Origin of the sequence: Rhodococcus sp. NBC_00294, assembly GCF_036163995.1 — a bacterium.
GTDB lineage: Bacteria > Actinomycetota > Actinomycetes > Mycobacteriales > Mycobacteriaceae > Rhodococcoides.
The window spans coordinates 3888368-3911784 of the sequence record NZ_CP108043.1 but is presented as its reverse complement, the minus strand read 5'-3'; the positions used below and the strand labels follow the sequence as shown (position 1 = coordinate 3911784).

Genomic DNA, 23417 nt, shown 5'->3' with positions numbered 1-23417 from the left:
AGGCCGGAGGCCGGTCGTCACAATTTGCGCAGGCGCAGCCGGTTGATGGTGTGGTCGGCGTCCTTGCGCAGCACCAGGGTGGCGCGGGGGCGCGTCGGCAGGATGTTCTCCACCAGGTTGGGCCGGTTGATCGACTGCCAGATGTCCGCGGCCGCGATCCTGGCGTGCTCGTCGGACAGTCCCGAGTAGTGGTGGAAGTGCGAGGCCGGGTCGGCGAACGACGTGGAGCGCAGGGCGAGAAAGCGGTCGACGTACCACTTCTCGATGTCCTCGATGCGGGCGTCGACGTAGATGGAGAAGTCGAAGAGGTCCGAGACCATGAGGCGCGGACCGGTCTGCAGGACGTTGAGTCCCTCGATGACGAGGATGTCCGGCTGTCGCACCTCGGTGTACTTGCCCGGCACGATGTCGTACGAGACGTGCGAGTACACGGGTGCGCGTGCGGATTCGGCGCCGGATTTCACCTCGGTGACGAAGCGCAGAAGCTTGCGCCGGTCGTAGCTCTCGGGAAAACCCTTGCGGTGCATGATTCCTCGACGCACCAGCTCGGCCGACGAGTAGAGGAACCCGTCCGTCGTCACCAGGTCCACGCGCGGGTGGTGCTCCCATCGCGCCAGCAGTGCCTGCAGCACGCGCGCGGTCGTGGACTTGCCGACGGCGACGCTGCCGGCGATGCCGATGACGAACGGGACCTGGCGGTCCGGCGTCTTCTCCCCGAGGAACGTGGCCGTCGCCGCGAACAGGCGTTGGCGGGCGGCCACCTGGAGATGGATGAGTCGAGCGAGGGGGAGGTAGACCTCCGCGACCTCGTCGAGGTCGATCTGTTCGCCCAGGCCGCGCAGGCCGGTGAGCTCGTCCTCGGTCAGGACCAGGGGTGTCGCGTTCCGGAGTGTGCGCCACTGTCGACGGTCGAATTCGACGTACGGACTCGACTCGCTCACTCGGGACACGCTGCCTCCATGACTGAATTGTGCTGGGTGGCTCCGGCGAACCGACAGCCGGGTGGTGCGTGACTAGAGTCGAGCGTCATGCACGCCGACACTCTCGTCCACGACTACCTCGTGCTGGGGTTGTCCTTCGATCGCCTCGAGGAGGGGTTCGTCGACGCCTACACCGGAGACCCCGCTCTGCGACGCCAGGTCGAGAACGCGCCCCCGCCCGAACCCCGCGCGCTGGCGCGGCGGGCGGCGGAACTGCGGACCGAACTGCCCTCGTCGGGGCTCTCCGAGGACCGCGCCGCGTTCCTCGACGTCCACCTGCGCGCGCTCGAGACGTCGGCACGGAAGTTGGCCGGTGACGAGATCGGATTCGTCGACGAGGTGCACGACTACTTCGACGTCGCGATCGCACCGGGCGACACCGACGACTACCGCGAGGCACATCGCCTGATGGACGAGGTGCTGGGCGGGGCGGGGCCACTGGGGGAGCGGGTGCGCGCTCACCGCGTGGCCGACGAGATCCCGCCCGAGCGGCTCGCCGAGTGCGTCGAGGCGTTCTCCAGTGCGTTGCGCGACAAGGTGCGCGGCCGGTACCCGCTGCCCGACACCGAGAAGGTCACCTACGAGGTGGTGGGCGACAAGCCGTGGTCCGGGTTCAACTACTACCTGGGCGACTATCGGTCCACCGTCGCGATCAACTCGGACCTCAAGCAGCACATGGCGCATCTGCCCCATCTCATCGCACACGAGTCGTACCCGGGCCACCACACCGAGCACTGCCGCAAGGAGGCCGGGCTCGTGCGCGGTGCCGGGCAGGCGGAGCAGACGCTCTTCGTCGTCAACACTCCGCAGTGCCTGATGGCCGAGGGCCTCGCGGACCTGGCGCTCGAGTCGATCGTCGGGCCGGGCTGGGGAGTGTGGGCGCAGGAGATCTACGCCGACCTCGGCCTGCGATTCGACGGGGAACGCGCCGAGGCGCTGCAGACCGCGTCGGCGAAGCTGCTGGGGGTGCGTCAGGACGCCGCGCTGCTGCTGCACGACGAGCACCGCAGCCAGGACGACGTGGCCGCGTTCCTGGGGCAGTGGTCGCTCGCGACACCGGAACGCGCCCGTCAGATGTTGCGATTCCTGTCCTCACCGCTCTGGCGTGCCTACACCAGCACCTATGTCGAGGGGTATCGCCTGCTGCACTCGTGGCTGCACCGGGCCGACTCGGCGGACGGCCGAGCCGACCGCTTCGAGCGGCTGCTCGACGAACCCCTCATCCCGTCTCAACTGCGCTGATCACGGGCATTAGACTCGGCGGCATGACTGCTGCGCCCGTCTCTGCCATCAACATCGACACCGCCTCCCTCGCCGAGGTGGATCCCGAGGTCGCCGCGGCGATGGCCGGCGAGCTGGGACGCCAGCGCGACACCCTGGAGATGATCGCGTCGGAGAACTTCGTTCCCCGCGCGGTGCTCCAGGCGCAGGGCAGCGTCCTCACCAACAAGTACGCCGAGGGTTACCCCGGTCGTCGGTACTACGGCGGGTGTGAGCACGTCGACATCGTCGAAGATCTGGCTCGGACCAGGGCGAAGGAGCTGTTCGGTGCCGAGTTCGCCAACGTGCAGCCGCACGCGGGCGCCCAGGCCAACGCCGCCGTTCTCATGGCTCTGATCAACCCGGGCGACAAGATCATGGGTCTGGACCTGGCGCACGGCGGCCACCTGACGCACGGCATGAAGCTGAACTTCTCGGGCAAGCTCTACGAGGTCGAGTCCTACGGTGTGAGCAAGGAAGACCACCGCATCGACATGGACGAGGTGCGCAAGCAGGCGCTGCACGCACGCCCACAGGTGCTCATCGCCGGATGGTCGGCCTACCCGCGGCACCAGGACTTCGCCGCGTTCCGCTCCATCGCCGACGAGGTCGGTGCGCTTCTGTGGGTCGACATGGCGCACTTCGCCGGGCTCGTCGCCGCCGGTGTGCACCCGTCGCCGGTGCCCTACGCGGACGTCGTGTCCTCCACCGTCCACAAGACCCTCGGTGGGCCCCGCTCGGGCATCATCCTCGCCAAGAAGGAGTGGGCGAAGAAGCTCAACTCCGCGGTGTTCCCCGGCCAGCAGGGCGGTCCGCTCATGCACGCGATCGCGGCCAAGGCCGTCGCCTTCAAGATCGCCGGCACTCCCGAGTTCCGGGAGCGTCAGGAACGCACCCTGCTCGGTGCGTCGCTGCTCGCGGAGCGGCTGACCGGTGCCGACGTCTCCGACAAGGGTGTCTCGGTGCTGACGGGCGGAACCGACGTCCACCTCGCGCTGGTGGACCTGCGCAACTCGCAGCTCGACGGCCAGCAGGCCGAGGATCTGCTGCACGAGGTCGGCATCACCGTGAACCGCAACGCGGTGCCGTTCGATCCGCGCCCGCCGATGGTCACCTCCGGTCTGCGTATCGGTACCGCGGCGCTCGCGACCCGTGGGTTCGGCGAGGCCGAGTTCACCGAGGTCGCCGACATCATCGCGACGGCGCTCGCCACCGGCGAGGCCACCGACGACCTGCGTGGTCGCGTCAGCACGCTCGCCCACGACTTCCCGCTGTACGAGGGACTCGAGGGCTGGGGACTGCTGGGCTGATCCGACATGCGGCTCACCGTGGCGGGTCTGCAGACGGCGGGGTCACCCGGTGACGTCGACGCCAACCTCGCGGAACTCGACGGAGCCGCGGGGGCGGCTCTGGCGCGCGGAGCCGACCTCCTGGTCACGCCGGAGATGTTCGTGACCGGGTACGACATCGGCGATCGCCTCGGTGAGCTGACGTCACGGGAGCTTCTCTCCGAGGTGTGCGCACTGGCGCGCCGCCGCGGCATCGCGCTGCTCGTGGGTCTGCCGGAGACCGAGGCGGGAGCGGTGTACAACACGGTCGCACTCGTCGATGCGGACGGCAGTGTGATTGCGCAGCACCGCAAGTCGCACCTCTACGGTGAGCTCGACCGGGAGTGGTACTCGCCCGGGCTCGACTCGGTGACGGTCGTCGACTTCCGCGGGGTGCGGCTCGGTCTGATGATCTGTTACGACGTCGAGTTCCCCGAGAACGTCCGAGCCGCGGCCCTCGCGGGCGCGCACGCCCTGCTCGTTCCCACCGCGCAGATGGTGCCGTTCACATTCGTGGCCGACGTCGTCATCCGCACGCGCGCATGGGAGAACCAGCTCTACGTCGCGTACGTCAACCACGTCGGAACCGAGCGCGCCACCACCTACGTCGGCCGTAGCAGCATCGTCGGCCCCGACGCCGAGGTGATCGACCGACTCGACGACGAGACCGGCCTGATTCTCGGCACGGTGGACACCGAGGTCGTGGCGGCGGCCCATCGAGACAACCCCTACCTGGTGGACCGCCGCCCCGGCCTCTACTCGTCGATCGTCCGCGACCTCAGTCGCGAGTGAGCGGCAGGCCGGCGCGGCCCAGGAAGTCGAGGATGTCCGACTCGACCTCGCTGCGGTTGGTCTCGTTCAGGATCTCGTGCCGCGCACCGGGGTAGACCTTCTCCTCGAACGACGGGCCGCGCAGTGAGCGCATCGCCTCGGTCGTCGGCTCCAGCGGCACCAGCTGATCGTCGCCGCCGTGCAGCCACAACGTCGGCTGGTCGCCGAGAGTGCCGGAGGACGCCACCGTCTCCACCGCGGCCGTGAAGGTCTCGAGGGTGACGCGTGCGAAGGGGCCGTGGAAGACCAGCGGGTCCGCCTGGTAGGCGGCGCCGACCTCGGGGTCGCGGGACAGCACGGACGGGTCGATCGGGATCTCGGGGATCTCGTCCATCGACAGCAGCATCGAGAAGGCCGGGTTCTGCCCGACCAGCGGACCGGACAGCACGAGTGCCGCCAGCTCGCCGGGGTGGGTCTGCGCTAGCGCGTGGCGATGAGACCACCCATCGAGTGGCCCAGCAGCATCACCGGTAGATCGGGGTGCTCGCCGCGGGCGATGTCCGCGATCGAGTGCAGATCGGCGACGATGCCGTCCACGTCCGTGATCTCGGCGGGCGTCCCGTCGGACTGCCCGTGCCCGTGATGGTCGGGTGCGTACACCGCCGCTCCGGCCGACGTCAGGGTCGACGCCAGGTGGCCGTAGCGACCCGAGTGTTCGCCGTACCCGTGCGCGAGCAGCGCGACGAATCCCGGCGTGGTGGACGGCCAGGAACGGTAGGCGACGGTGCCGTGGGTTCCCCTGAGCTGCTGCATTTCCTGCGCGTTCTGCATCGGCCGAAGTTAACACCGTGGCCTTCGGCCCCGTGCGCCTTTTGCGTACTCCTGGATGCGCGAAAGGCGCACGGGCGTGTAACGCAGAGTTCACCCACACGTCCCCACGTGTCGCCGAGCCTGCGCCCCCGATCCGGTCTAGCGTCAGCAGTGCGGGTGGCGGGGAAGCCGTCCGTACGGGAGGTCCTCACACATGACTGAGTCATTCGGTCGGGAGGGGCCGGCCCCGGTCCCTGCGGTGTCGGGATCGACCGGTCCAGCGATCGACGGATGCGCGGTGACCGCGCGTCCTTAGGAGCCCCACGTGACTGCAGCTCGCTCCGGTTCTTCCGTCCGCACCTACGTGCTGGACACCTCGGTTCTGCTCTCGGACCCCTGGGCCGTGACTCGGTTCGCCGAGCACGCGATCGTCCTTCCACTCGTCGTCATCAGCGAGCTCGAGGGCAAGCGGCATCATCACGAACTGGGGTGGTTCGCGCGCGAGTCGTTGCGGATGCTCGACGACCTGCGGATCCGCCACGGGCGCCTCGATCAGCCCGTGCCCATCGGCACCGAGAACGGCACCCTGCAGGTCGAGCTCAATCACACCGACCCCGCTGTGCTTCCCGTCGGCTTCCGGACCGACTCCAACGACTCGCGGATCCTCGCGTGCGCACTGAACCTCGCCGCCGAGGGCAAGGACGTGGTGCTGGTCAGCAAGGACATCCCGCTGCGCGTCAAGGCCGGTGCGGTGGGTCTGCCGGCCGACGAGTACCACGCTCACGACGTCGTCCCGTCGGGATGGACGGGCATGGCCGAGATCGAGGCGTCGCGCGCGACCATCGACGGCCTGTTCGCCGAGGGATTCGCCGACATCGACGAAGCGCGAGAGTTGCCGTGCCACACCGGTGTTCGACTGCTCGGCGGCACGTCCAGCGCATTGGGTCGGGTGACGGCGAACAAGCAGGTGCAGCTGGTGCGCGGCGAGCGTGAGGCGTTCGGCCTGCACGGCCGGTCCGCCGAGCAGCGCGTCGCCCTGGATCTGCTGCTCGACGAGAGCATCGGCATCGTCTCGCTCGGCGGGAAGGCCGGCACCGGTAAGTCCGCGCTCGCGCTCACCGCGGGCCTCGACGCGGTGCTCGAACGACGGACCCATCGCAAGGTCGTCGTGTTCCGGCCGCTGTACGCGGTCGGCGGCCAGGAGCTCGGCTACCTCCCCGGCAGCGAGAGCGACAAGATGGGCCCGTGGGCGCAAGCGGTGTTCGACACGCTCGACGGTCTCGCGAGTCCGGAGGTCATCGAGGAGGTCACCGCACGCGGCATGCTCGAGGTGCTGCCGCTCACGCACATCCGCGGACGGTCGCTGCACGACTCGTTCGTCATCGTCGACGAGGCGCAGTCGCTGGAACGCAACGTCCTGCTGACGGTGCTCTCGCGGCTCGGCACGGGATCACGCGTGGTGCTCACGCACGACGTGGCACAGCGCGACAACCTGCGGGTCGGACGCCACGACGGTGTCGCCGCCGTGATCGAGAAGTTGAAGGGGCACCCTCTCTTCGCCCACATCACGCTGACCCGTTCGGAGCGCTCGCCCATCGCCGCACTGGTCACCGAGATGCTCGAGGAGTTCGGGCCGGCCTGAGTCACCGTTCGCGCCGGGCGGCACGGACCGCCCGGCGCGGTGTGACGCCGAACTATCACCGACCTCTTTGTCAGGGAGATCACCGGAATCCGCGTCGCGCGGTCCGAAGGTTCGGAGTGGACACCTACGGCCGTTATGCTGCTGTGATGCCGAAGAGTGACCAGGACCTGTTGAGCGAGCTCGAAGCCGATGCCGCGCACCTGCTGCAGAAGCACATCGACGCTGCTCGGGACTGGCAGCCCCACGACTACGTTCCGTGGGACTCGGGTCGCAACTTCGCGTTCCTCGGCGGCGAGGACTGGTCTCCGGAGCAGGTGACGCTCGGTGACGCCGAGGTCGTCGGTGCCACCGTCAGCGTGCTGGTCGCCGACAACCTGCCCGAGTACCACCGCGACCTGGCGTTCGCTCTCCGGAGCAGCGACGTCTGGTGGAAGCTGATCGGCCGGTGGACCGCGGAGGAGAACCGGCACGCCATCGTGCTGCGCAACTACCTCATGACGACTCGCGCGGTCGACCCGGTGGATCTCGAGCGTGTGCGCATCGAGCACATGACCACCGGCTACTCCGCACCGTCTCTGCACGTGCTGCACATCCTCGCCAAGTTCGCCCTCGACGAGCGCGCAGCGGCCGTGCGCCACCGTCGCGCCTCCGCGTCGTCGCAGGACGCTCTCCTGTCGAGCATCCTCGACCGCATCGCCGAGGACGACGAGCTGCAGACCACGCTCTTCACCGACCTGGTCTCCGCCGCGATCCGCGTCGATGCCGACGGCGCCGTCCGCGCCATCGCCGACACCGTCGCGTCCTTCTCGGTCCCCACCGTCGATCTCCCCGGCCGCGGTGGCAGCGCCGAACTGCTCGCCGGCATCGGGCTCTACGACCGCACCATCGAGACCGAAGAGGTGATCAAGCCCCTGCTCGAGGCGTGGAACGTGTTCACCCTCGACGGCCTCGGCGAGGACGGCCTCGCGGCCCGCGCGGAGCTCGAGAGCGCACTCGCCACTGCCGCGTCCTGATCAGCGCGTGATCGCGAACCCGCCCGCCACCACCGGCTGACCGGCACCGACGAAGTACACGGTGCCGTTCCAACGGTTCGGGTTCACGGCGTCGCGCGTCATCTCGTCGTGGAAGACGGCTCCGAAGGCGGGGGACAGGCGCGAGTAGTCGACGTGGACCACGTCGGCCCCGGTCGCAATGCTCGGGGCGCGGTAGACGTCGCCCGGGATCGCGTTCACGCCGAGAAGTCGGTTGACCGTCGTGTCGCCGGTGATGGTCTTGCCGTCCCACAGCGGGACGGGAGCGCCGTCGGGCGTGGTGCCGACGTAGACGCCGTCGGGAACGGGTCCGGCGGACGCCAGTGCGGGGGCGGCCAGCGCCGCGCCGATCGCGGCGGCGCCGCCGAGGAGTGCCACTGCAGTTCGTGTCATGACACGTCACACTCCTCCTGATCGCCCCGCACCACAGCGTTTCGCCGTGATGCGGGGCGGGGAGTGCTGGGTCAGTCCTGGACCTTGGCCATCGCCAGGACGTCGAGGCGCTTGTCGAGTTCTTCTTCCGACAACTTCTCGGGGACGAGTCCACGCTCGAGGACGACCTCGCGAATGGTCTTCTTGTCCTTCAAGGCCTGCTTGGCGACGGCCGCAGCTTCCTCGTAGCCGATCGCACTGTTGAGAGGTGTCACGATGGACGGCGACGACTCGGCGAGCTGCTTGAGGTGCTCCTCGTTGGCGACGAGGCCGTCGACACACTTGTCGGCGAACAGGCGGGAGACGTTGGCGAGCAACGTGAACGACTCGAGCAGGTTGCGCGCCATCATGGGGATGTAGACGTTGAGTTCGAAGGCTCCGGCTGCGCCGCCCCATGCGATCGCCGCGTCGTTGCCGACGATCTGCGCCGCCACCTGGGTGGCCGCCTCGGGGAGAACCGGGTTGACCTTGCCGGGCATGATCGAGCTGCCGGGCTGCAGGTCGGGGAGCCGGATCTCGCCGAGACCGGTGAGCGGGCCCGACCCCATCCAGCGGATGTCGTTGGCGATCTTGGTCAACGAGACGGCGATGGTGCGCAGCGCGCCCGACGCCTCGACCAGACCGTCACGAGCCGCCTGGGCCTCGAACGAGTTCTTCGCCGCGGTGAGGGCGTCGACACCGGTCGACTTCACCAGCTCGGTCACGACCTTCGGGCCGAAGCCGTCGGGGGCGTTGAGACCCGTGCCGACGGCGGTGCCGCCGATGGGGAGTTCGCCGAGGCGGGGGAGCGTGGACTGCACGCGCTCGATGCCGGCCTCGATCTGACGTGCGTAGCCGCCGAACTCCTGGCCGAGCGTGACGGGCACCGCGTCCATGAGGTGGGTGCGGCCCGACTTCACGACGGTCTTCCACTCGGTCGCCTTGGCCGCCAGAGCGGTGTGCAGGTACTCGAGGGCCGGGATCAGGCTGGTGACCGCGGCCTCGGTCGCGGCGACGTGCGTCGCGGTGGGGAACGTGTCGTTGGACGACTGCGACATGTTGACGTGGTCGTTGGGGTGCACCTCGACGCCCGCGTTCTTCGCGATGCTCGCGATGACCTCGTTCGCGTTCATGTTGGAGCTGGTGCCCGAGCCGGTCTGGAACACGTCGATGGGGAACTGATCGTCGTGCTTGCCGTCCGCGATCTCGCCTGCCGCCGCGATGATGGCGTCGGCCTTGTCCGCATCGAGCAGACCCAGGTCCTTGTTGACCTGTGCACATGCGGCCTTGAGCAGCCCCATCGCGCGGATCTGGGTGCGCTCGAGGGGGCGGCCCGAGATGGGGAAGTTCTCGACGGCGCGCTGTGTCTGCGCACGCCACAGCGCGTCGACGGGTACGCGAACCTCTCCCATGGTGTCGTGCTCGATGCGGAACTGCTGATCGTTGTCTGTCATGTACCTCGTGCCTCGGTAGATGGGTCGGGAAGTCGGAGTGCGCGTCAGAAGGACGGGACGGCGCCGGAGGTGTCCCCGTCGAAGTCCACGGACGAATACTCCCGCAGTTTGTTCAGCTGGTGGTACGCGTCGATCATCCGCACGGTGCCCGACTTGGAGCGCATGACGATGGACTGCGTGTGGGCACCGCCGCCGGAGTAGCGCACTCCGCGCAGCAGATCGCCGTCGGTGACGCCGGTCGCGGTGAAGAAGACGTTCTCCCCGGCGACCAGATCATTGGTGTTCAGGATGCGATCGAGATCGTGGCCTGCGTCGACGGCCTTCTGGCGCTCGTCGTCGTCCGTCGGGGCGAGCCGGCCCTGCAGTGCTCCCCCCATGCAGCGCATGGCCGCCGCGGCGATGATGCCCTCGGGCGTGCCGCCGGTGCCGATCAGGATGTCGGTGCCCGAATCGGGGCGGGCGGCCGCGATGGCGCCGGCGACGTCACCGTCCGAGATCAACCGGATGCGGGCACCGGTGTCGCGGATCTGCTGCATCAGCTCGGTGTGGCGGGGACGGTCGAGCACACACACGGTGACGTCCGAGGACGACCCCTTCTTGATCTTCGCGATCCGGGCGATGTTCTCGGCGACCGGAGCGGTGATGTCGATGGCATCGGCGTAGTCGGGGCCGACGGCGATCTTCTCCATGTAGAACACGGCCGACGGATCGAACATCGCACCGCGCTCGGCCACCGCGAGCACGGAGATCGCATTGGGCATGCCCTTGGCCATCAGCGTCGTGCCGTCGACGGGATCGACGGCGAAGTCGACCTCGGGACCGTTGCCGTTGCCCACCTGCTCGCCGTTGTAGAGCATGGGCGCCTCGTCCTTCTCGCCCTCTCCGATGACCACGACGCCGCGCATCGACACCGAGCTCACCAGCTGGCGCATGGCGTCCACGGCAGCGCCGTCGCCACCCTCCTTGTCGCCGCGGCCGACCCAACGTCCGGACGCGAGCGCCCCGGCCTCGGTGACGCGGACGAGTTCGAGCGCGAGGTTTCGATCCGGCGCCATCTGCGTGGGAACGTCGGTGTTGGCCGTCATGGGGCTGTGCCTCCTTGCACATGGCGCGGTTCGCAGCCCGACTGACGGGCGTCGTCCGCACGGAATGAACATCGACTCGGGCGAAAAAGACTCGGCGTGATTGTCGCACTAGTCGCACGGCCCCGGCCTGCCGGGGGAAGCGCGGAGCTGCGCGGATGGCGAGCCCCCGCGCGCTCGGTGCGATACTGGAGAGGTGGCCGACAAGAAACCCAGGTACCTGCAGAACAACAAGGACATGGCCTGGTCCCTGATCCCGCTTCTTCTCGCATGCCTGGTGATCGCGGCCATCGCCGGTCAGTGTTCGTTGCGTGTGGGCGGCCCCGAGGCGGGTGAGGTTCCTCGCATCGATCTGGGGGCGTCCCTGCAGGCGGACGCGAATGCGCTGACCTTCCCGGTGCGCAGTCCCGACGTGCCCGATCAGTGGATCCCGAACTCGGCGAACCGTGGCCCTGTCTCGGGCTCGGAGTTCCAGTCCAGCACCGTCGGCTTCGTCACCGAGAACGGCAATTTCCTCTCGCTCACCCAGAGCGACGCCTCCGAGGACGAGCTGGTCCGCTCGAGGACCGAGGGATCACGGGTGTCCGCCGGCGGCGCGGAGGCCATCGCCGGGCTTAACTGGGTGGTCTACGGCAACGACGACACGGAACCGTACTGGGTGGCCGATCTCGGCGACACCCGCGCGATGCTCACCGGTTCCGGGTCGCAGGAGGAGTTCGTCGCGCTGGCATCCGCCACGGCGACGGCTCCGGTACTCGACAAGCGCTGACGCGCTCGCTCACTCCTCGTCGCGGGCCAGCGCCTTCTCGATGCGCGTGCGCGCGCCGGCCAGGTGCTGCTCGCAGTGCGTCGCCAGTGCTTCGCCGCGCTCCCACAGCGCCAGTGAGGCATCGAGATCCAGGCCGCCCTGCTCGAGCAGCTTGACCACGTCGACCAACTCGTCGCGCGCGTCCTCGTAGCCCAGCTCGGCGATCGGTGTCTCGTTCATGAGTCCCCATGCTGCCTCGAGAGTCCGACAGCGGACGAGTCAGGTGGCGGAACTGCGACCCATCGTGACGGCCGTGACCACGCCGTCCGCGACGCGGACCCGGAGCTGCGTACCCGGCGCGGCGTCGTCGACCGACCGGAGCACCTCGGGGTCGGATCCGGGGACCATGCGCTGCACCACCGAGTAGCCCCTCGCCAGAGTCGCCGCCGGTCCGAGCGTGGTCAGACGCGCGCGCATGTGCTCCACCGTCGTCGCCTCTCGCGACACCGCGCGCTCCACGTCGCGGCGGACGACGCGGCGCATCTCGGCGATCTCCTCCTCGCGGCGGGCGACCGCGGAGAGGGGATCGGCCAGCACGGGCCGGTGCCGCAGGGCGTCCAGTGCGCGCGCCTCGCGCTGCACCCAACTGCGGAGCGCTGCGGCGCTGCGGCTCCGCAGCTCGGCGACCAGTTCCCGTTCGGCCACGGCGTCGGGCACGACGAGCTTGGCGGCATCGGTGGGGGTGGCCGCACGAAGATCCGCCACGTGATCGCTGAGCGGACTGTCCGGTTCGTGTCCGATGGCGCTCACTATGGGCGTCGTCGCACGGGAGATCGCGCGGCAGAGCGCCTCGTCGGAGAACGGCAGCAGATCCTCGACACTGCCGCCGCCACGGGCGAGTATCACCACGTCGACCGTGGGGTCCTCGTCCAGCTCGGCCAGCGCGCGCAGGATGCCGGGCACCGCCGACGGGCCCTGCACGGGAGTGTTGCGTACCTCGAAGCGCACCGCCGGCCACCGCCGTTCCGCGACGCTGAGCACGTCGCGTTCGGCAGCACTGGCGCGTGCGGTGACGAGCCCGACGACGCGGGGCAGGAAGGGGAGCGGCCGCTTGAGTCGCGGATCGAAGAGTCCCTCGGCCGCGAGAAGACCGCGCAGGCGCTCGATGCGGGCGAGCAGCTCGCCGACTCCCACAGCTCGAATCTCCGTGGCGCGCAACGACAGTGTGCCGCGACCGGTGAAGAAACTGAGCTTGCCGTAGAGGATGACGCGAGCGCCCTCGGTCAACGGCACGGGAGAGTTCTGGATGAGCATCGGTGAGCACGTCACCGACAGCGACATGTCGGCGGACGGGTCGCGGAGCGTCAGGAACGCCGTGCGCGTTCCTGCACGCACCGAGATCTGCGTGATCTGGCCCTCGACCCACACGCTGCCGAGGCGATCGATCCACCCGGCGACCTTCGTCGCGACCGTGCGGACGGGGAGCGGGTTCTCGGCGGTGCTGGTGGCGGCCGTGGTCATCGTGGTCCGAGAATCACTTCGCTCGGGCGGTGGTGATGCGGTTCTCGAGCATGGTCCGGTACGGCGCGCGGTCCGCGGCCGACGTCTCGTACTCGAGAAGTGACGTGAGGTCCTCGACCGACAGCGACCGCAGACGGGCACGCAACTGAGCCAGCGTCAGGGCGTCGTAGTCGAGGTACTCCACGATCTCGGGAGTCGCGGTCGGCGCGGTCGCGAGAGCCGGGGCCGGAACGGGTTCGGTCGTCTCGATCTCCGACGGCGGGGTCGAGTACAGAGCGAACCGCCCTGCGGGCGCACCGGGCTCCGGCACGTCGATCTCTCCGGCCGGGTCACCGACCGGCTCGGGCTCGGTGGACAGCGGCACCTGCGTGTACCGCGCGGGTGCGACGTCCGCGTCGTCGTCGAAGGTCGCCCACTCCGCGGTCTCGACCGGGCGTGAGCCGATCAGGGAGAACACCTGGTCGCCCTTGATGGCCAGCTCGGTGACGGTCTGTTGCAGACGCATCGCGGTCTGGAGGACCTCGCTCACGGCGGTCATCGGCAGGGAGATGGCGGTGGTGGGGAGACGCCGAGCCTCCTCGACGACGGTCACGGCGATTCCGAGCGCGACGCGGGCGGCGAAGGGTGGACGGATCATGTCTCACAGAGTGCCCCACGTCGCGCATTTTTCCCAGTCGACGTGCGCGGGAAGCGACGCCCACCCGACTACCCGTATCCTCGTGGTATGTCTTCGGCTCTTCCGGTGTCCTCGTCCTCCACCACCTCCTCCGCCATCCCGCTCGAGCTGGGTATCGCCCGGCCGGCGGTCACAGGTGAGGTCTACGACGGCCCGCTGCGCGTTCTGCTCGCCGAGCCGCGCGGGTACTGCGCCGGTGTGGACCGAGCGGTGGAGACGGTCGAGAAGGCGCTCGAGAAGCACGGCGCCCCGATCTACGTGCGCAAGGAGATCGTGCACAACCGCCACGTGGTGGAGACGCTGTCCGATCAGGGCGTCATCTTCGTGGACGAGACCGACGAGGTGCCGGACGGCGCACTGCTCGTGTTCTCCGCGCACGGTGTATCACCGGCGGTCCACGAGTCCGCGGCCGCCAAGAACCTGCGCACCATCGACGCGACGTGCCCACTGGTGACGAAGGTGCACCAGGAGGCCAAGCGGTTCGCTCGCGACGACTTCGACATCCTGCTCATCGGCCACGAGGGTCACGAGGAGGTCGAGGGCACCGCGGGCGAGGCCCCGGACCACGTGCAGGTCGTGGACGGGCCGGATTCCGTCGACGCCGTCACCGTCCGGGACGAGAACCGCGTCATCTGGTTGTCGCAGACCACGCTGAGTGTCGACGAGACCATGACGACTGTCGCGCGACTGCGGGAGAAGTTCCCCAACCTGCAGGATCCGCCCAGCGACGACATCTGCTACGCCACCCAGAACCGTCAGGTCGCCGTCAAGGCGATGGCGCCCGAATGCGATCTTGTGATCGTGGTCGGGTCGACGAACTCGTCGAACTCCGTCCGTCTGGTCGAGGTCGCGCTCGCTGCGGGCGCGCGCGCGAGCTACCTGGTCGACTACGCCAAGGACATCGATCTCGCCTGGCTCGAGGGCGTCCGGACGGTGGGCATCACGTCCGGCGCATCCGTGCCGGAGGTGCTGGTGCGTGGAGTGCTGGACCTGCTCGAGACACATGGCTTCGGCGACGTGAAGTCGGTGACGACGGCCAATGAGACGCTGGTCTTCGCGCTTCCTCGCGAGCTGCGGACCACCAGCCGGGTCTGAGCCGACCGCGGCCGGGAGATCAGTCCCGGTCGCGGTAGCGCACCCGTGGTGCGGGGTACGGCGACAGATTCTCCGCACCGGTGCGCCGGGGTTCGTACGGCGTGGGTTCGTACCGGGGGCGAGCTTCCCGTGGGCGACCGTTGTCGGAAGCCGCGACCTGGCCCTCGTAGGCGCGCGGGGCGGGCCGAGCAGCGCGTGACTCCTCGCGCGGTTGCGGTGCGGCGGGCCGTGCACGGCGGGTGCGGTCGTGTCGAGCGTCGGGTGCGTCCGTCCGCGGTTCCTGGCGGGTCCTGCGGCGTTCCTCCGCCCGTCCCGCCGTCTCGCGAGTGGCGGGACGTTCGGAGCGCGACCGTCGGGGTGCGGCGTCACGCGCAGCCGCGGCCGGTCGCGCTGTGCGCGCCGGCTTCCGGACCGGAGTGGGGCGACGATCGAGCGCAAGCCGGGCGCCACCGACGCCGAGGACCAACAGCGTGGTCAGCGCCATGAGCGGGAAGCGATCGACGAGCGGCACGGCGACGGTCAGGACGATGTCCTTGATCGAGGTGCCCGCTCCGTCGGTGAGGATCTGGTATGCGATGGGGACGCCGAGGAACATGATGAGCGGCGGCTGCACCATGGCGGTGAAGAGTCCACGATGGCGGACCGCGACCACGGCGATGAGTGCACCGAGCACGTACAGGACGGCGAACGTCGATCCCAGCTCGTCGCCACGCATGGCATCGACGAGAAAGCCCAGGACGGCTGCGCCCACTGCCACCGCGACGGCGCCCCATGCGGGGATTCCGGGTACCGACGGCACAGCGGAGCGCTGGTCGAGAGGCACTCCCGAGCGTGCGCGTTGGGGGGAAGACACACAGCGAGGTTAGCGTTGATTCAACGACTTGCGTCGTCGGCATGCCCGCGACACGTCGACGAGGTGCCCTCCATCGCAGTCGCGGTCATGGTTCGTGGCCGCTGGTCCACACTCGTGACCTGCGGCGGTTCGCCGTCGAAGAGGGACATCTCGTGCAGCTTGCGTGCTGTGACGAAGACGCGAGCGTCCAACGATCCCGCCGCCGCGTTGAACGAGTCCACGGCCTTGCCCAGCTGTGATCCCAAGCGATCCACGTGGGCTCCGACCGTGCCGAGGCGCTCGTACAGCTCACGGCCCAGCACACGCACGCGAGCGGCGTCCTCGGCCAGTGCGTCCTGTTTCCACGTGTAGGCGACGGTCCGCAGCAGGGCGATGAGAGTGGTCGGGGTGGCGAGCACCACGTTGCGGGAGAAGGCGTGTTCGAGCAGGCCGCGGTCGCGCGTCAGCGCGGCATCGAGGAACGGGTCGCCCGGAACGAAGAGGACGACGAATTCCGGCGACGGGTCGAACGCGTGCCAGTACTTCTTGTCGGCGAGCTGGTCGACGTGTGTGCGCAGGTGCTTGGCGTGGCGTTCGAGATGCCGATCGATGGTCTCGGGATCCTGCTCGGCGCTCGCGTCGAGGAAGGCGACCAGCGGAACCTTGGCGTCGACGACGATGCGCTTGCCACCGGCGAGCTTGACCACCAGATCGGGGCGCACGCCGGGTGCGGCGACCTGGGTGTCGAAGTCGCAGTGGCGCGTCATGCCGGCCAGCTCCACGACCCGCTCGAGCTGGATCTCGCCCCACCGGCCACGAATCTGTGGCGCCCGCAGCGCGGTGACGAGCTGGTCCGTCTGCGACGCCAACTGCCGCGAGGCGCGGTGCATCCCGGCGACCTGCTCGGTCAGTCCCGCGTATGCGTGAACACGGTCGCGCTCGACGAGCCGTACGTGTTCCTCGAGTGCGTCGACCGCCTCCCGCAGCGGGTCGACCAGGTGGGAGACCTGTTGACCGATGGCGCCGGAGTGGCGCCGCGCGGAGTCCTCGTTGAGCAGCGACAACGACCGCCGCAGCGTCTCCTCGTTGTCCGCGGAGACCGCGAGCCGCTCACCCGCACGGGCGAGTTCGACGTCGCCGCGTGCGGCCCGCAACCACCAGCCCAACCCCAGGCCGACGAGAAGGGTGACGAGAGTGGTCACGGCAGTGAGGGCGGTCATGAGGCTCACTATGAACCGGGGTACCGACACACCTTCGGCCCGAGCGTCTTTGTCGTAGGTCTCCGTTAGCGTCGGCGACATGAGAATCCTGCACACCTCGGACTGGCACATCGGGCGCACCTTCCACGGTGTCGACCTGCTGGCCGATCAGCGTCGTGCTCTGGAGGCTCTCGCCACCGTCGTCCGAGAACAGAGTGTGGACGTCGTCGTGGTCCCCGGGGACATCTACGACCGTGCGGTGCCCAATGCGGACGCGGTCCGGCTGTGCAACAAGGCATTCGAGGCCATCCGTGACGCGGGGGCCGTCATCGTCGCCACGTCGGGCAATCACGACTCGCCCGCCCGGCTCGGTGCCGGGTCGGCGTTCTCCGCTGCCGGCGGTCTGCATCTGTTCACCACCGTCGACGCCGTCGACCGACCGGTCGTGCTGGCGGACGAGCACGGTGACGTGGCGTTCTACGGCATTCCGTACCTCGAGCCGGACGCCACCCGCGCCGAGCTCGGGGTACCCGGCGCTCGTTCGCACGCCGCGGTGCTGCAGGCGGCGATGGGCCGCATCGCGGCCGATCTGGCGACGCGGCACTCGTCGGTCCGCTCGGTGGTGCTGGCCCATGCCTTCGTGATCGGCGGCGAGGGTACGGGTTCCGAGCGTTCGATCTCCGTCGGTGGCGTCGAGACCGTGCCGGCTTCGATCTTCGGCGGTATCGACTACGTCGCGCTGGGCCACCTGCACTCTCCGCAGACCATCGACGACCACATCCGGTACTCGGGATCGCCGCTGCCGTACTCGTTCGGCGAGCGTTCGCATCGCAAGGCTGCGTGGCTCGTCGACATCGACGGCTCGGGTGGCCGCGTCGTCACGCGCGTCGATCTGCCGGTGGTGCGGGGCCTGTCCGTCCTGGAGGGAACGCTCGAGGAGCTCTGCGCGGAGAACCAGTTCGATTCCGCGACAGAGCATTACGTCTCCGCTGTGCTCACCGATGCGGTGCGGCCCGTCGACGCGATGCGCCGTCTGCAGGAGCGTTTCCCGCACGCGGTGCACCTCGAGTGGAAGCGCCCGGCCGGTGTCGATTCCGGGAGCTACCGCGAGAAGGTGCAGGGTAGGTCGGACCGTGAGGTGCTCAGCAGCTTCCTCGCGGACGTGCGCAGCGCGCCCTCGTCGTCCGAGGTCGAGCTGCTCGATCGTGCGGTCGAGAACGTCACGGGTCAGCGGGATTCGACGTCCGCATCGCCCGTCGAGCACGAGTGGGTGCGCTCGGCGTGAGACTGCATGCGTTGTCGGTCACCGCGTTCGGGCCGTTCGGCGGCACGGTCGACGTCGACTTCGACGATCTCGGGGCCGACGGCCTCTTCCTCCTGCACGGCCCCACCGGAGCGGGAAAGACGTCCGTTCTCGACGCCATCGCCTTCGCTCTCTACGGCGTTCTCCCCGGCTCGCGCCGAGAGAGTCGACGCCTGTTGTCGGATCACGCTGCGCCGGGTGTGGTTCCGCGCGTCGAACTCGACGCGACGTTGGGTGGCCGCCGCCTCACCATCGTTCGGCAGCCGGAGTTCCTGCGCCCCAAGCGGCGCGGGGTGGGAACCACGAAACAGAACGCCAAGGCGACGCTGACGTGGCACGACGGCCGGGGCGAGAACCTCACGCGCATCGACGAGATCGCGCTCGAGGTCGAGCGCCTGCTCGGTATGCGGGTGGACCAGTTCTTCCAGGTCGTCCTGCTGCCGCAGGGGGACTTCGCGCGGTTCCTGCGGGCGCGCAACGAAGAACGGGGTGCGCTGCTCGAGCAGTTGTTCGACACCGATCGGTTCCGCGACATCGAGACGTGGTTCCAGGATCAGCGTCGCGCCAGCGCGGAGCGTCTCGCCGGGCGATCGGAGTCCGTCGACAGACTGGCTGCCCAGGTGGCCACCGCCGCCGCCGTGGACCTCTTCACGGGCACCGACGTGGTGGAGTGGGGTACCGATCTTCTGGGCGGTGCCCGAGAGCTGGCCCGTGGGCGCACAGAGCATCTGCGGACAGCGCGCGCCGAACACGCCGCGTCTCGTGAGACCGCTCGGATCGCGCACCGCCGCCGGGAGGCACGCGAACGGGGGGCCGCGGCAGCAGCGCGACTCACGGTGCTGGCGGACGGCGACGCCGAGCGCGCGCAGCAGATCGCTGAGCTGGACCGTGCGCGTCGGGCGCTGCCGGTGCGCGATCGCGCCGTCACCCTCGACCAGCACCGTCAGCGCGCGACCGCCGCCGCCGCGACGATGCGGCGCCGGGAGCGGGCGGTTGCCGAGACCGAGGCCTCCGTGCTGGTCGGGACGTTGTCGTGGCCCCCCCGTCCTGCCGATGCGGAGGTGCTCGATGCCGCGGTGCACCGGTGGAGCGGCGAGTGCGCGGTGCTGGACAGTGTCGCGGGCGACGAGTCCGATCGAAGGACGGCGGTGGCCGATCGGGAACGCGCCGTCGCCCGGGTGCGCGGTCTGGAGACGGACCTGCGGGCGGTACGGGTACGTCTCGACGCGGTACCTGCGGAGCGCGCGGCACTGGACGCCGAGCATCGAGTAGCCGTCGCGGCTCGTGCGGGTCTCGCCGGCCTGGAGGCGCGGCATCACGGCGCCGAGGACGCGGCACGCGCACACGTCGAGTGGGCTCGCGAGTCCGAGCGCCTCGCGGCGGCCGTGACGACGGCCGAGCGTGCCCGGACCCGCTACGACGATCTGCGCACCGAATGGTTGGACCTGCGGGAACGCCGTCTCGAGGGGATGTCCGCGGAGCTCGCGGCGGGACTCGAGGACGGCGCCCCCTGCGGAGTCTGCGGCGCGACGGAACATCCGGCGCCCGCATCTCCGACCGCGGGGCGGGTGTCCCGGGACGACGAGAACCGCGCGGGACAGCGGGTCGGTGCAGCCGAGGCGGAACGCACCACGGCGGACGCCGCGGTGCAGCGCTGCCGACAGCGTGTGGACGAGCTCGCGACCCGGTGCGCGGATCGCACCGCAGCGGAACTCGCGGCCGAACTGGACGCGGCCACGACGGCACTGGCGGAGGCGCGGCGTGCCGCGGATCGTCTCGCGGCGATCGACACCTCGCTGGCGGCGCTGGACGAGGAGACCGCCGGTCTGCGGGTGCGGGCCGATGCGATCACGACCGAACTGGGCGTCACTCGCGGGCGTACGGAGGCGCTGGAGACTCGGATCGCGGAGGCCACCGCGCGCATCACGGCCGCCGTGGGGACGACGTCCACCGTGGCGGAACGGCGTGCCGCACTCGACGCGGCCATCGCAGCCGCGGTGGCGTGGCGCGATGCTCGCCGCGACGCCGACTCGGCCGATCAGGCGGTGATGCGGCTCGAGACCGACCTGGTGGAGTGCGCGCGCGAGCACGGATTCACCGAGGTCACGGAAGCCCTGGCGGCGGTCCGTGACAGGGCCCGGTGCACGGTGCTGGAGAACGCCGTTCTCGACGCCGAGAAGCAGCGCTCCGCGGCTGCGGCCGTGCTCGCGGAGCCGGACGTGGCGGAGGCGATGGTGGGGGAGACCGTCGACACCGCTGCTGTCGATGCGGAGGAGATCCGACTGCGGGGGTTGCTGGACGAGGCCATCGCCTCGGCCGGAGACGCCGACAGTCGGCTACGCATGCTCGAGGACCTCGTCGCCCAACTGTGGGCCGCTGCGGACCGTCTGGGACCTGCCCACCTCGAGCACGCGGAACTCGAGCAGCTGGCGGAGGTGGTGGCCGGCAAGGGCGCCAACGCGCGTCGGATGTCGCTGCGGTCCTACGTGCTGGCCGCGAGGCTCGAGGACGTCGCCACTGCGGCATCCGTGCGCTTCCGGTTGATGTCGCAGGGCCGGTTCGAGTTCGTGCACTCCGACGACGTGGGCCCCCGAGGCACCCGCGGCGGGCTGGGTCTCGACGTACGCGACGACTACACCGGGGTGGTCCGGTCGGCGGGCACCCTGTCGGGCGGCGAGGCGTTCTGCGCGTCGCTCGCGCTCGCGTTGGGTCTCGCCGACGTCGTCGCGGCCGAGGCGGGCGGCATCACCCTGGACACGATGTTCATCGACGAGGGGTTCGGAAGCCTCGACTCGGGATCACTGGACGCCGTCATGGGAGTCCTCGACGAACTCCGGTCCGGTGGGCGCACGGTGGGCATCGTCAGTCACGTCGACGAGATCCGTGACCGGGTCCCCTCACGCCTCGAGGTGATCCGCGAACGTCACGGATCCACGGTACGAGTGCACGCGGGAGTGTGACCGCTCAGTCGTCCTTCTTCTCGTCGTCCTCGTGCGTGTCGACGTCGATCGGAGTCGGTGCCACGTCGTCGGACTGGTCCGAGGGCGCCGGCGCGTATCGGGTCTTCTCGTCGTGGACGACGACGGGCGCGTCGTCACCGGGTGTGCCGAGATCGTCGTGGATGCGTTCGGCGATGTCGTTCGCGCCGGGATCCTCGTCGGACCGAAGTTCGATCTGCTCGTTGATGTAGCGCAGCAGCACCGCGGTGGCCGCAGCGACCGGGACCGCGAGGAACGCCCCGATGATGCCGAAGATGGAACCGCCGGCGGTGACGGCCAGCAGCACGATCGCGGCATGCAGGTTCATCGACTTGCTCTGCAGGATCGGCTGCAGGACATTGCCTTCGATCTGCTGCACGGCCAGGATGATCGCCAGGACGATGACCGCGGTGGTGAACCCGTTGGCCACCAGCGCGACCAGGACGGCGAGGGCACCGGCGACGAAGGCACCCACGATGGGGATGAAGCCACCGAGGAAGGTGAGCGTCATCAGCACCGGGGTCAGCGGCACGCCGAGGATCACCAGGCCGATGCCGATGAAGATCGCGTCGATCGCGCTGACGATGGCCTGGGTACGGATGAAGCCACCCAGGGTGTCCCACACCCGTCGGAGTACCTCGGCGAGATGACCACCGGCCTTGCGTCCGGCCAGTCCGTGCAGCCAGGGGAGGAAGCGCGGGCCGTCCTTGATGAAGAAGAAGCTCAGGACGAGCACCAGACCGAGCGTGACCAGGATCGACCCGGCGGTGGCGACGCCGGCGAAGACGCCCGAGGCGATCGCCGTGCCACTGTCCTGCAGCTGCGTGACGATGGCTTCGACGGCGCTGTCGATCTGCTCGTCGTCCAGATTGATGGGCGGGCCCTCGAGCCACTCCTGGACCTGCGAGACGCCGAGGGTGGCGCTGTCCGCGAGATCGGGAGCCTGGCTGATGACGGAGGGGACGATGAACGCGACCACACCGGCGAGAACCGCGAGGAAGCCGAGGAGTGTGGTCAGTGCGGCGAGCGCGGGCGGGAAGCCGATGCGGCGCAGCAGCCTGGTGGGCGGCCAGAGCACCGTCGCGACCACCAGTGCCAGCAGAACCGGGAGCATGATCACCCACAGCTGGCCGACCAGCCAGCCGGCGATCCACAGCGCTGCCGAGACGACGAGGAGCACGGCCGACCACTTGGCCAGCCAGAGTCCGCCGGCGCCGAACAGGTCGCTGCGATCACGGCCCGACGCGGAGCCTGCGGAAGTGGTGGGCGCGTTCTCGCTCACGTGTGTCCTCTCGTCTGACGATGATGCGGCGAACGCAGAGTCGAACGCGCTGTGACTGTACCCGGGAAGCCGATTCCGCACGCATGGCGACGGAGGGACTACCCGATGGTGAGCCCGCGGGCGAGAAGGGCAGTACGCCACAGGTGCATGGAGGCGTAGGACCGCCACGGTGACCAGTGGGCGGTGTCCGACAGATCGATGTCGAGGAGGGCCGCGCCCTGCCGGACCACCAGGTCGGTGTCGAGCAGCACGTCGGGGTCGCCCAGCAACCGCATCGACACGTAGCGGGCGGTCCACGGGCCGACACCGCGCAGTGCCAGCAGTGCACGCTCCTGGGTGGCCGCGTCGCCGTCGTGGCGCACGTCCACGGCGCCCGATGCCAGAGCGTCGGCCGTCGACGCGATCGCGGCGACCCGCCGCGCCGGACCGGTGAGGATCTCGGTGCCGTGTGTGGCCACGGCCTCGGGTGTGGGGAACAGACGAGTGATGCCGTGGTCGGCTTCGCCCTCGTCGTCGCCCACAGGATCTCCGAGGGCCGCGACGAGCCGGGCGGTGTGCGTGGCCGCGGCACCGAGCGAGATCTGCTGACCGATCATCGTGCGAAGAAGCACCTCCGCGGCATCGAACGCCCCGGGAACGCGGATCCCCGGGGCCGCGGCCACCGACGCGGCGAGCGCAGGATCTGCCGCGAGCGCAGCGTCGACGGGAGCCGCGTCGACGTCCAGGGCCAGTACCTGCCGCACTCGGGACAGCGCGGTGGGGACGTCCGACTCATCCCGGGCTCGCGTCTCCACCCGGACGACTCCCGCGCCGCCGTCACCCGGGACGAACCGGCACGTGACGACGGCGGGGCCGTGATCGAGGCGCAGAGCCCGGCGGTAGACGCCGTCCGTGAAGGTCTCCATGCCCGGAACCGCGTGACCCGCCAGGAACCACCGCATCCACCCCGTGTCGTACGGAGCGGAGTACGGCAGCTCGGAGGTGTCGAGGGTCCAGCGCGGCGACGTCACCCCG

At 69.6% G+C, this 23417-nt stretch carries 22 protein-coding genes; 9 read left to right on the top strand and 13 right to left on the bottom strand.

Annotation, left to right across the window (positions count from 1 at the left end):
- Positions 1-17 precede the first annotated feature (17 nt).
- The gene (gene coaA, locus OHB23_RS18235; RefSeq protein WP_027503933.1) at positions 18-950 is read right to left on the bottom strand and encodes a type I pantothenate kinase; all 933 of its coding nucleotides are present in this window, start codon (positions 948-950) and stop codon (positions 18-20) included.
- A 78-nt stretch (positions 951-1028) separates the two neighbouring features.
- Here coaA and OHB23_RS18230 point away from each other — a divergent pair, with 78 nt between their 5' ends.
- The 3 genes from OHB23_RS18230 to OHB23_RS18220 are packed head-to-tail and all read left to right on the top strand — an operon-like array spanning position 1029 to position 4360.
- On the top strand, positions 1029-2222 hold the full coding sequence (locus OHB23_RS18230) for a DUF885 domain-containing protein (RefSeq protein WP_222638195.1): 1194 nt from the start codon (positions 1029-1031) through the stop codon (positions 2220-2222).
- 23 nt (positions 2223-2245) lie between these two features.
- Positions 2246-3550, top strand: a complete 1305-nt coding sequence (gene glyA / locus OHB23_RS18225) for a serine hydroxymethyltransferase (protein WP_328810079.1) — start codon at positions 2246-2248, stop codon at positions 3548-3550.
- A 6-nt stretch (positions 3551-3556) separates the two neighbouring features.
- Positions 3557-4360 carry a carbon-nitrogen hydrolase family protein gene (locus tag OHB23_RS18220; RefSeq protein ID WP_328810078.1) on the top strand — a complete coding sequence of 268 codons (804 nt, stop codon included), beginning with the start codon at positions 3557-3559 and terminating at the stop codon, positions 4358-4360.
- Here the strand turns inward: OHB23_RS18220 and OHB23_RS18215 are convergent.
- Complete coding sequence (locus tag OHB23_RS18215; protein WP_328810077.1) at positions 4347-4787, bottom strand: serine aminopeptidase domain-containing protein; 441 nt, start codon at positions 4785-4787, stop codon at positions 4347-4349. The two genes, OHB23_RS18220 and OHB23_RS18215, sit on opposite strands and share 14 nt — an antisense overlap.
- A gap of 32 nt (positions 4788-4819) precedes the next feature.
- Positions 4820-5170: an alpha/beta fold hydrolase gene (locus OHB23_RS18210; RefSeq protein WP_328810076.1), complete on the bottom strand. Its 351-nt coding sequence runs from the start codon at positions 5168-5170 to the stop codon at positions 4820-4822.
- 304 nt (positions 5171-5474) lie between these two features.
- Between OHB23_RS18210 and OHB23_RS18205 the strand changes: the two genes are divergently transcribed.
- Together OHB23_RS18205 and OHB23_RS18200 are read left to right on the top strand one after the other, a co-directional pair.
- Entirely contained in the window at positions 5475-6791 is a 1317-nt protein-coding gene (locus tag OHB23_RS18205) for a PhoH family protein (RefSeq protein ID WP_027503928.1), read from the top strand.
- Positions 6792-6937: 146 nt separating this feature from the next.
- Positions 6938-7804: an acyl-ACP desaturase gene (locus tag OHB23_RS18200; protein ID WP_027503927.1), complete on the top strand. Its 867-nt coding sequence runs from the start codon at positions 6938-6940 to the stop codon at positions 7802-7804.
- Here the strand turns inward: OHB23_RS18200 and OHB23_RS18195 are convergent, their stop codons facing one another.
- The 3 genes from OHB23_RS18195 to glpX form a co-directional block, all read right to left on the bottom strand.
- On the bottom strand, positions 7805-8215 hold the full coding sequence (locus OHB23_RS18195; RefSeq protein ID WP_328810075.1) for a hypothetical protein: 411 nt from the start codon (positions 8213-8215) through the stop codon (positions 7805-7807). It abuts the gene before it with no gap.
- A gap of 71 nt (positions 8216-8286) precedes the next feature.
- A complete protein-coding gene (locus tag OHB23_RS18190; RefSeq protein WP_027503925.1) occupies positions 8287-9687 on the bottom strand; it encodes a class II fumarate hydratase in 1401 nt (466 codons plus the stop codon).
- Between the two features lie 44 nt (positions 9688-9731).
- On the bottom strand, positions 9732-10772 hold the full coding sequence (gene glpX, locus OHB23_RS18185; protein WP_027503924.1) for a class II fructose-bisphosphatase: 1041 nt from the start codon (positions 10770-10772) through the stop codon (positions 9732-9734).
- Between the two features lie 193 nt (positions 10773-10965).
- Between glpX and OHB23_RS18180 the strand changes: the two genes are divergently transcribed.
- Positions 10966-11538, top strand: a complete 573-nt coding sequence (locus OHB23_RS18180) for a DUF4245 domain-containing protein (protein ID WP_222650248.1) — start codon at positions 10966-10968, stop codon at positions 11536-11538.
- A 9-nt stretch (positions 11539-11547) separates the two neighbouring features.
- Here OHB23_RS18180 and OHB23_RS18175 read toward each other — a convergent pair whose 3' ends face one another.
- The 3 genes from OHB23_RS18175 to OHB23_RS18165 are packed head-to-tail and all read right to left on the bottom strand — an operon-like array spanning position 11548 to position 13675.
- Positions 11548-11757 carry an exodeoxyribonuclease VII small subunit gene (locus tag OHB23_RS18175; RefSeq protein WP_027503922.1) on the bottom strand — a complete coding sequence of 70 codons (210 nt, stop codon included), beginning with the start codon at positions 11755-11757 and terminating at the stop codon, positions 11548-11550.
- A gap of 39 nt (positions 11758-11796) precedes the next feature.
- Positions 11797-13038, bottom strand: a complete 1242-nt coding sequence (gene xseA, locus OHB23_RS18170) for an exodeoxyribonuclease VII large subunit (protein ID WP_056447374.1) — start codon at positions 13036-13038, stop codon at positions 11797-11799.
- A gap of 13 nt (positions 13039-13051) precedes the next feature.
- Entirely contained in the window at positions 13052-13675 is a 624-nt protein-coding gene (locus tag OHB23_RS18165) for a lipid droplet-associated protein (RefSeq protein ID WP_222638191.1), read from the bottom strand.
- Between the two features lie 87 nt (positions 13676-13762).
- Between OHB23_RS18165 and OHB23_RS18160 the strand changes: the two genes are divergently transcribed.
- Positions 13763-14809 carry a 4-hydroxy-3-methylbut-2-enyl diphosphate reductase gene (locus OHB23_RS18160; protein WP_051612934.1) on the top strand — a complete coding sequence of 349 codons (1047 nt, stop codon included), beginning with the start codon at positions 13763-13765 and terminating at the stop codon, positions 14807-14809.
- Between the two features lie 19 nt (positions 14810-14828).
- Here the strand turns inward: OHB23_RS18160 and OHB23_RS18155 are convergent, their stop codons facing one another.
- The gene (locus OHB23_RS18155; RefSeq protein ID WP_307109070.1) at positions 14829-15662 is read right to left on the bottom strand and encodes a DUF6542 domain-containing protein; all 834 of its coding nucleotides are present in this window, start codon (positions 15660-15662) and stop codon (positions 14829-14831) included.
- Positions 15663-15682: 20 nt separating this feature from the next.
- Positions 15683-16861: a DNA recombination protein RmuC gene (locus OHB23_RS18150; protein ID WP_027503918.1), complete on the bottom strand. Its 1179-nt coding sequence runs from the start codon at positions 16859-16861 to the stop codon at positions 15683-15685.
- Positions 16862-16940: 79 nt separating this feature from the next.
- On the opposite strand from OHB23_RS18150, the gene OHB23_RS18145 reads away from it, so the two are divergent.
- A complete protein-coding gene (locus tag OHB23_RS18145; protein ID WP_328810073.1) occupies positions 16941-18125 on the top strand; it encodes an exonuclease SbcCD subunit D in 1185 nt (394 codons plus the stop codon).
- Complete coding sequence (locus OHB23_RS18140; RefSeq protein ID WP_328810072.1) at positions 18122-21103, top strand: SMC family ATPase; 2982 nt, start codon at positions 18122-18124, stop codon at positions 21101-21103. The genes OHB23_RS18145 and OHB23_RS18140 overlap by 4 nt, the downstream gene beginning before the upstream one ends.
- Before the next feature lie 4 nt (positions 21104-21107).
- Here the strand turns inward: OHB23_RS18140 and OHB23_RS18135 are convergent, their stop codons facing one another.
- Positions 21108-22403: an AI-2E family transporter gene (locus OHB23_RS18135; protein WP_082544615.1), complete on the bottom strand. Its 1296-nt coding sequence runs from the start codon at positions 22401-22403 to the stop codon at positions 21108-21110.
- A 98-nt stretch (positions 22404-22501) separates the two neighbouring features.
- A complete protein-coding gene (locus OHB23_RS18130; protein WP_328810071.1) occupies positions 22502-23413 on the bottom strand; it encodes a DNA-3-methyladenine glycosylase family protein in 912 nt (303 codons plus the stop codon).
- Positions 23414-23417: the final 4 nt, after the last annotated feature.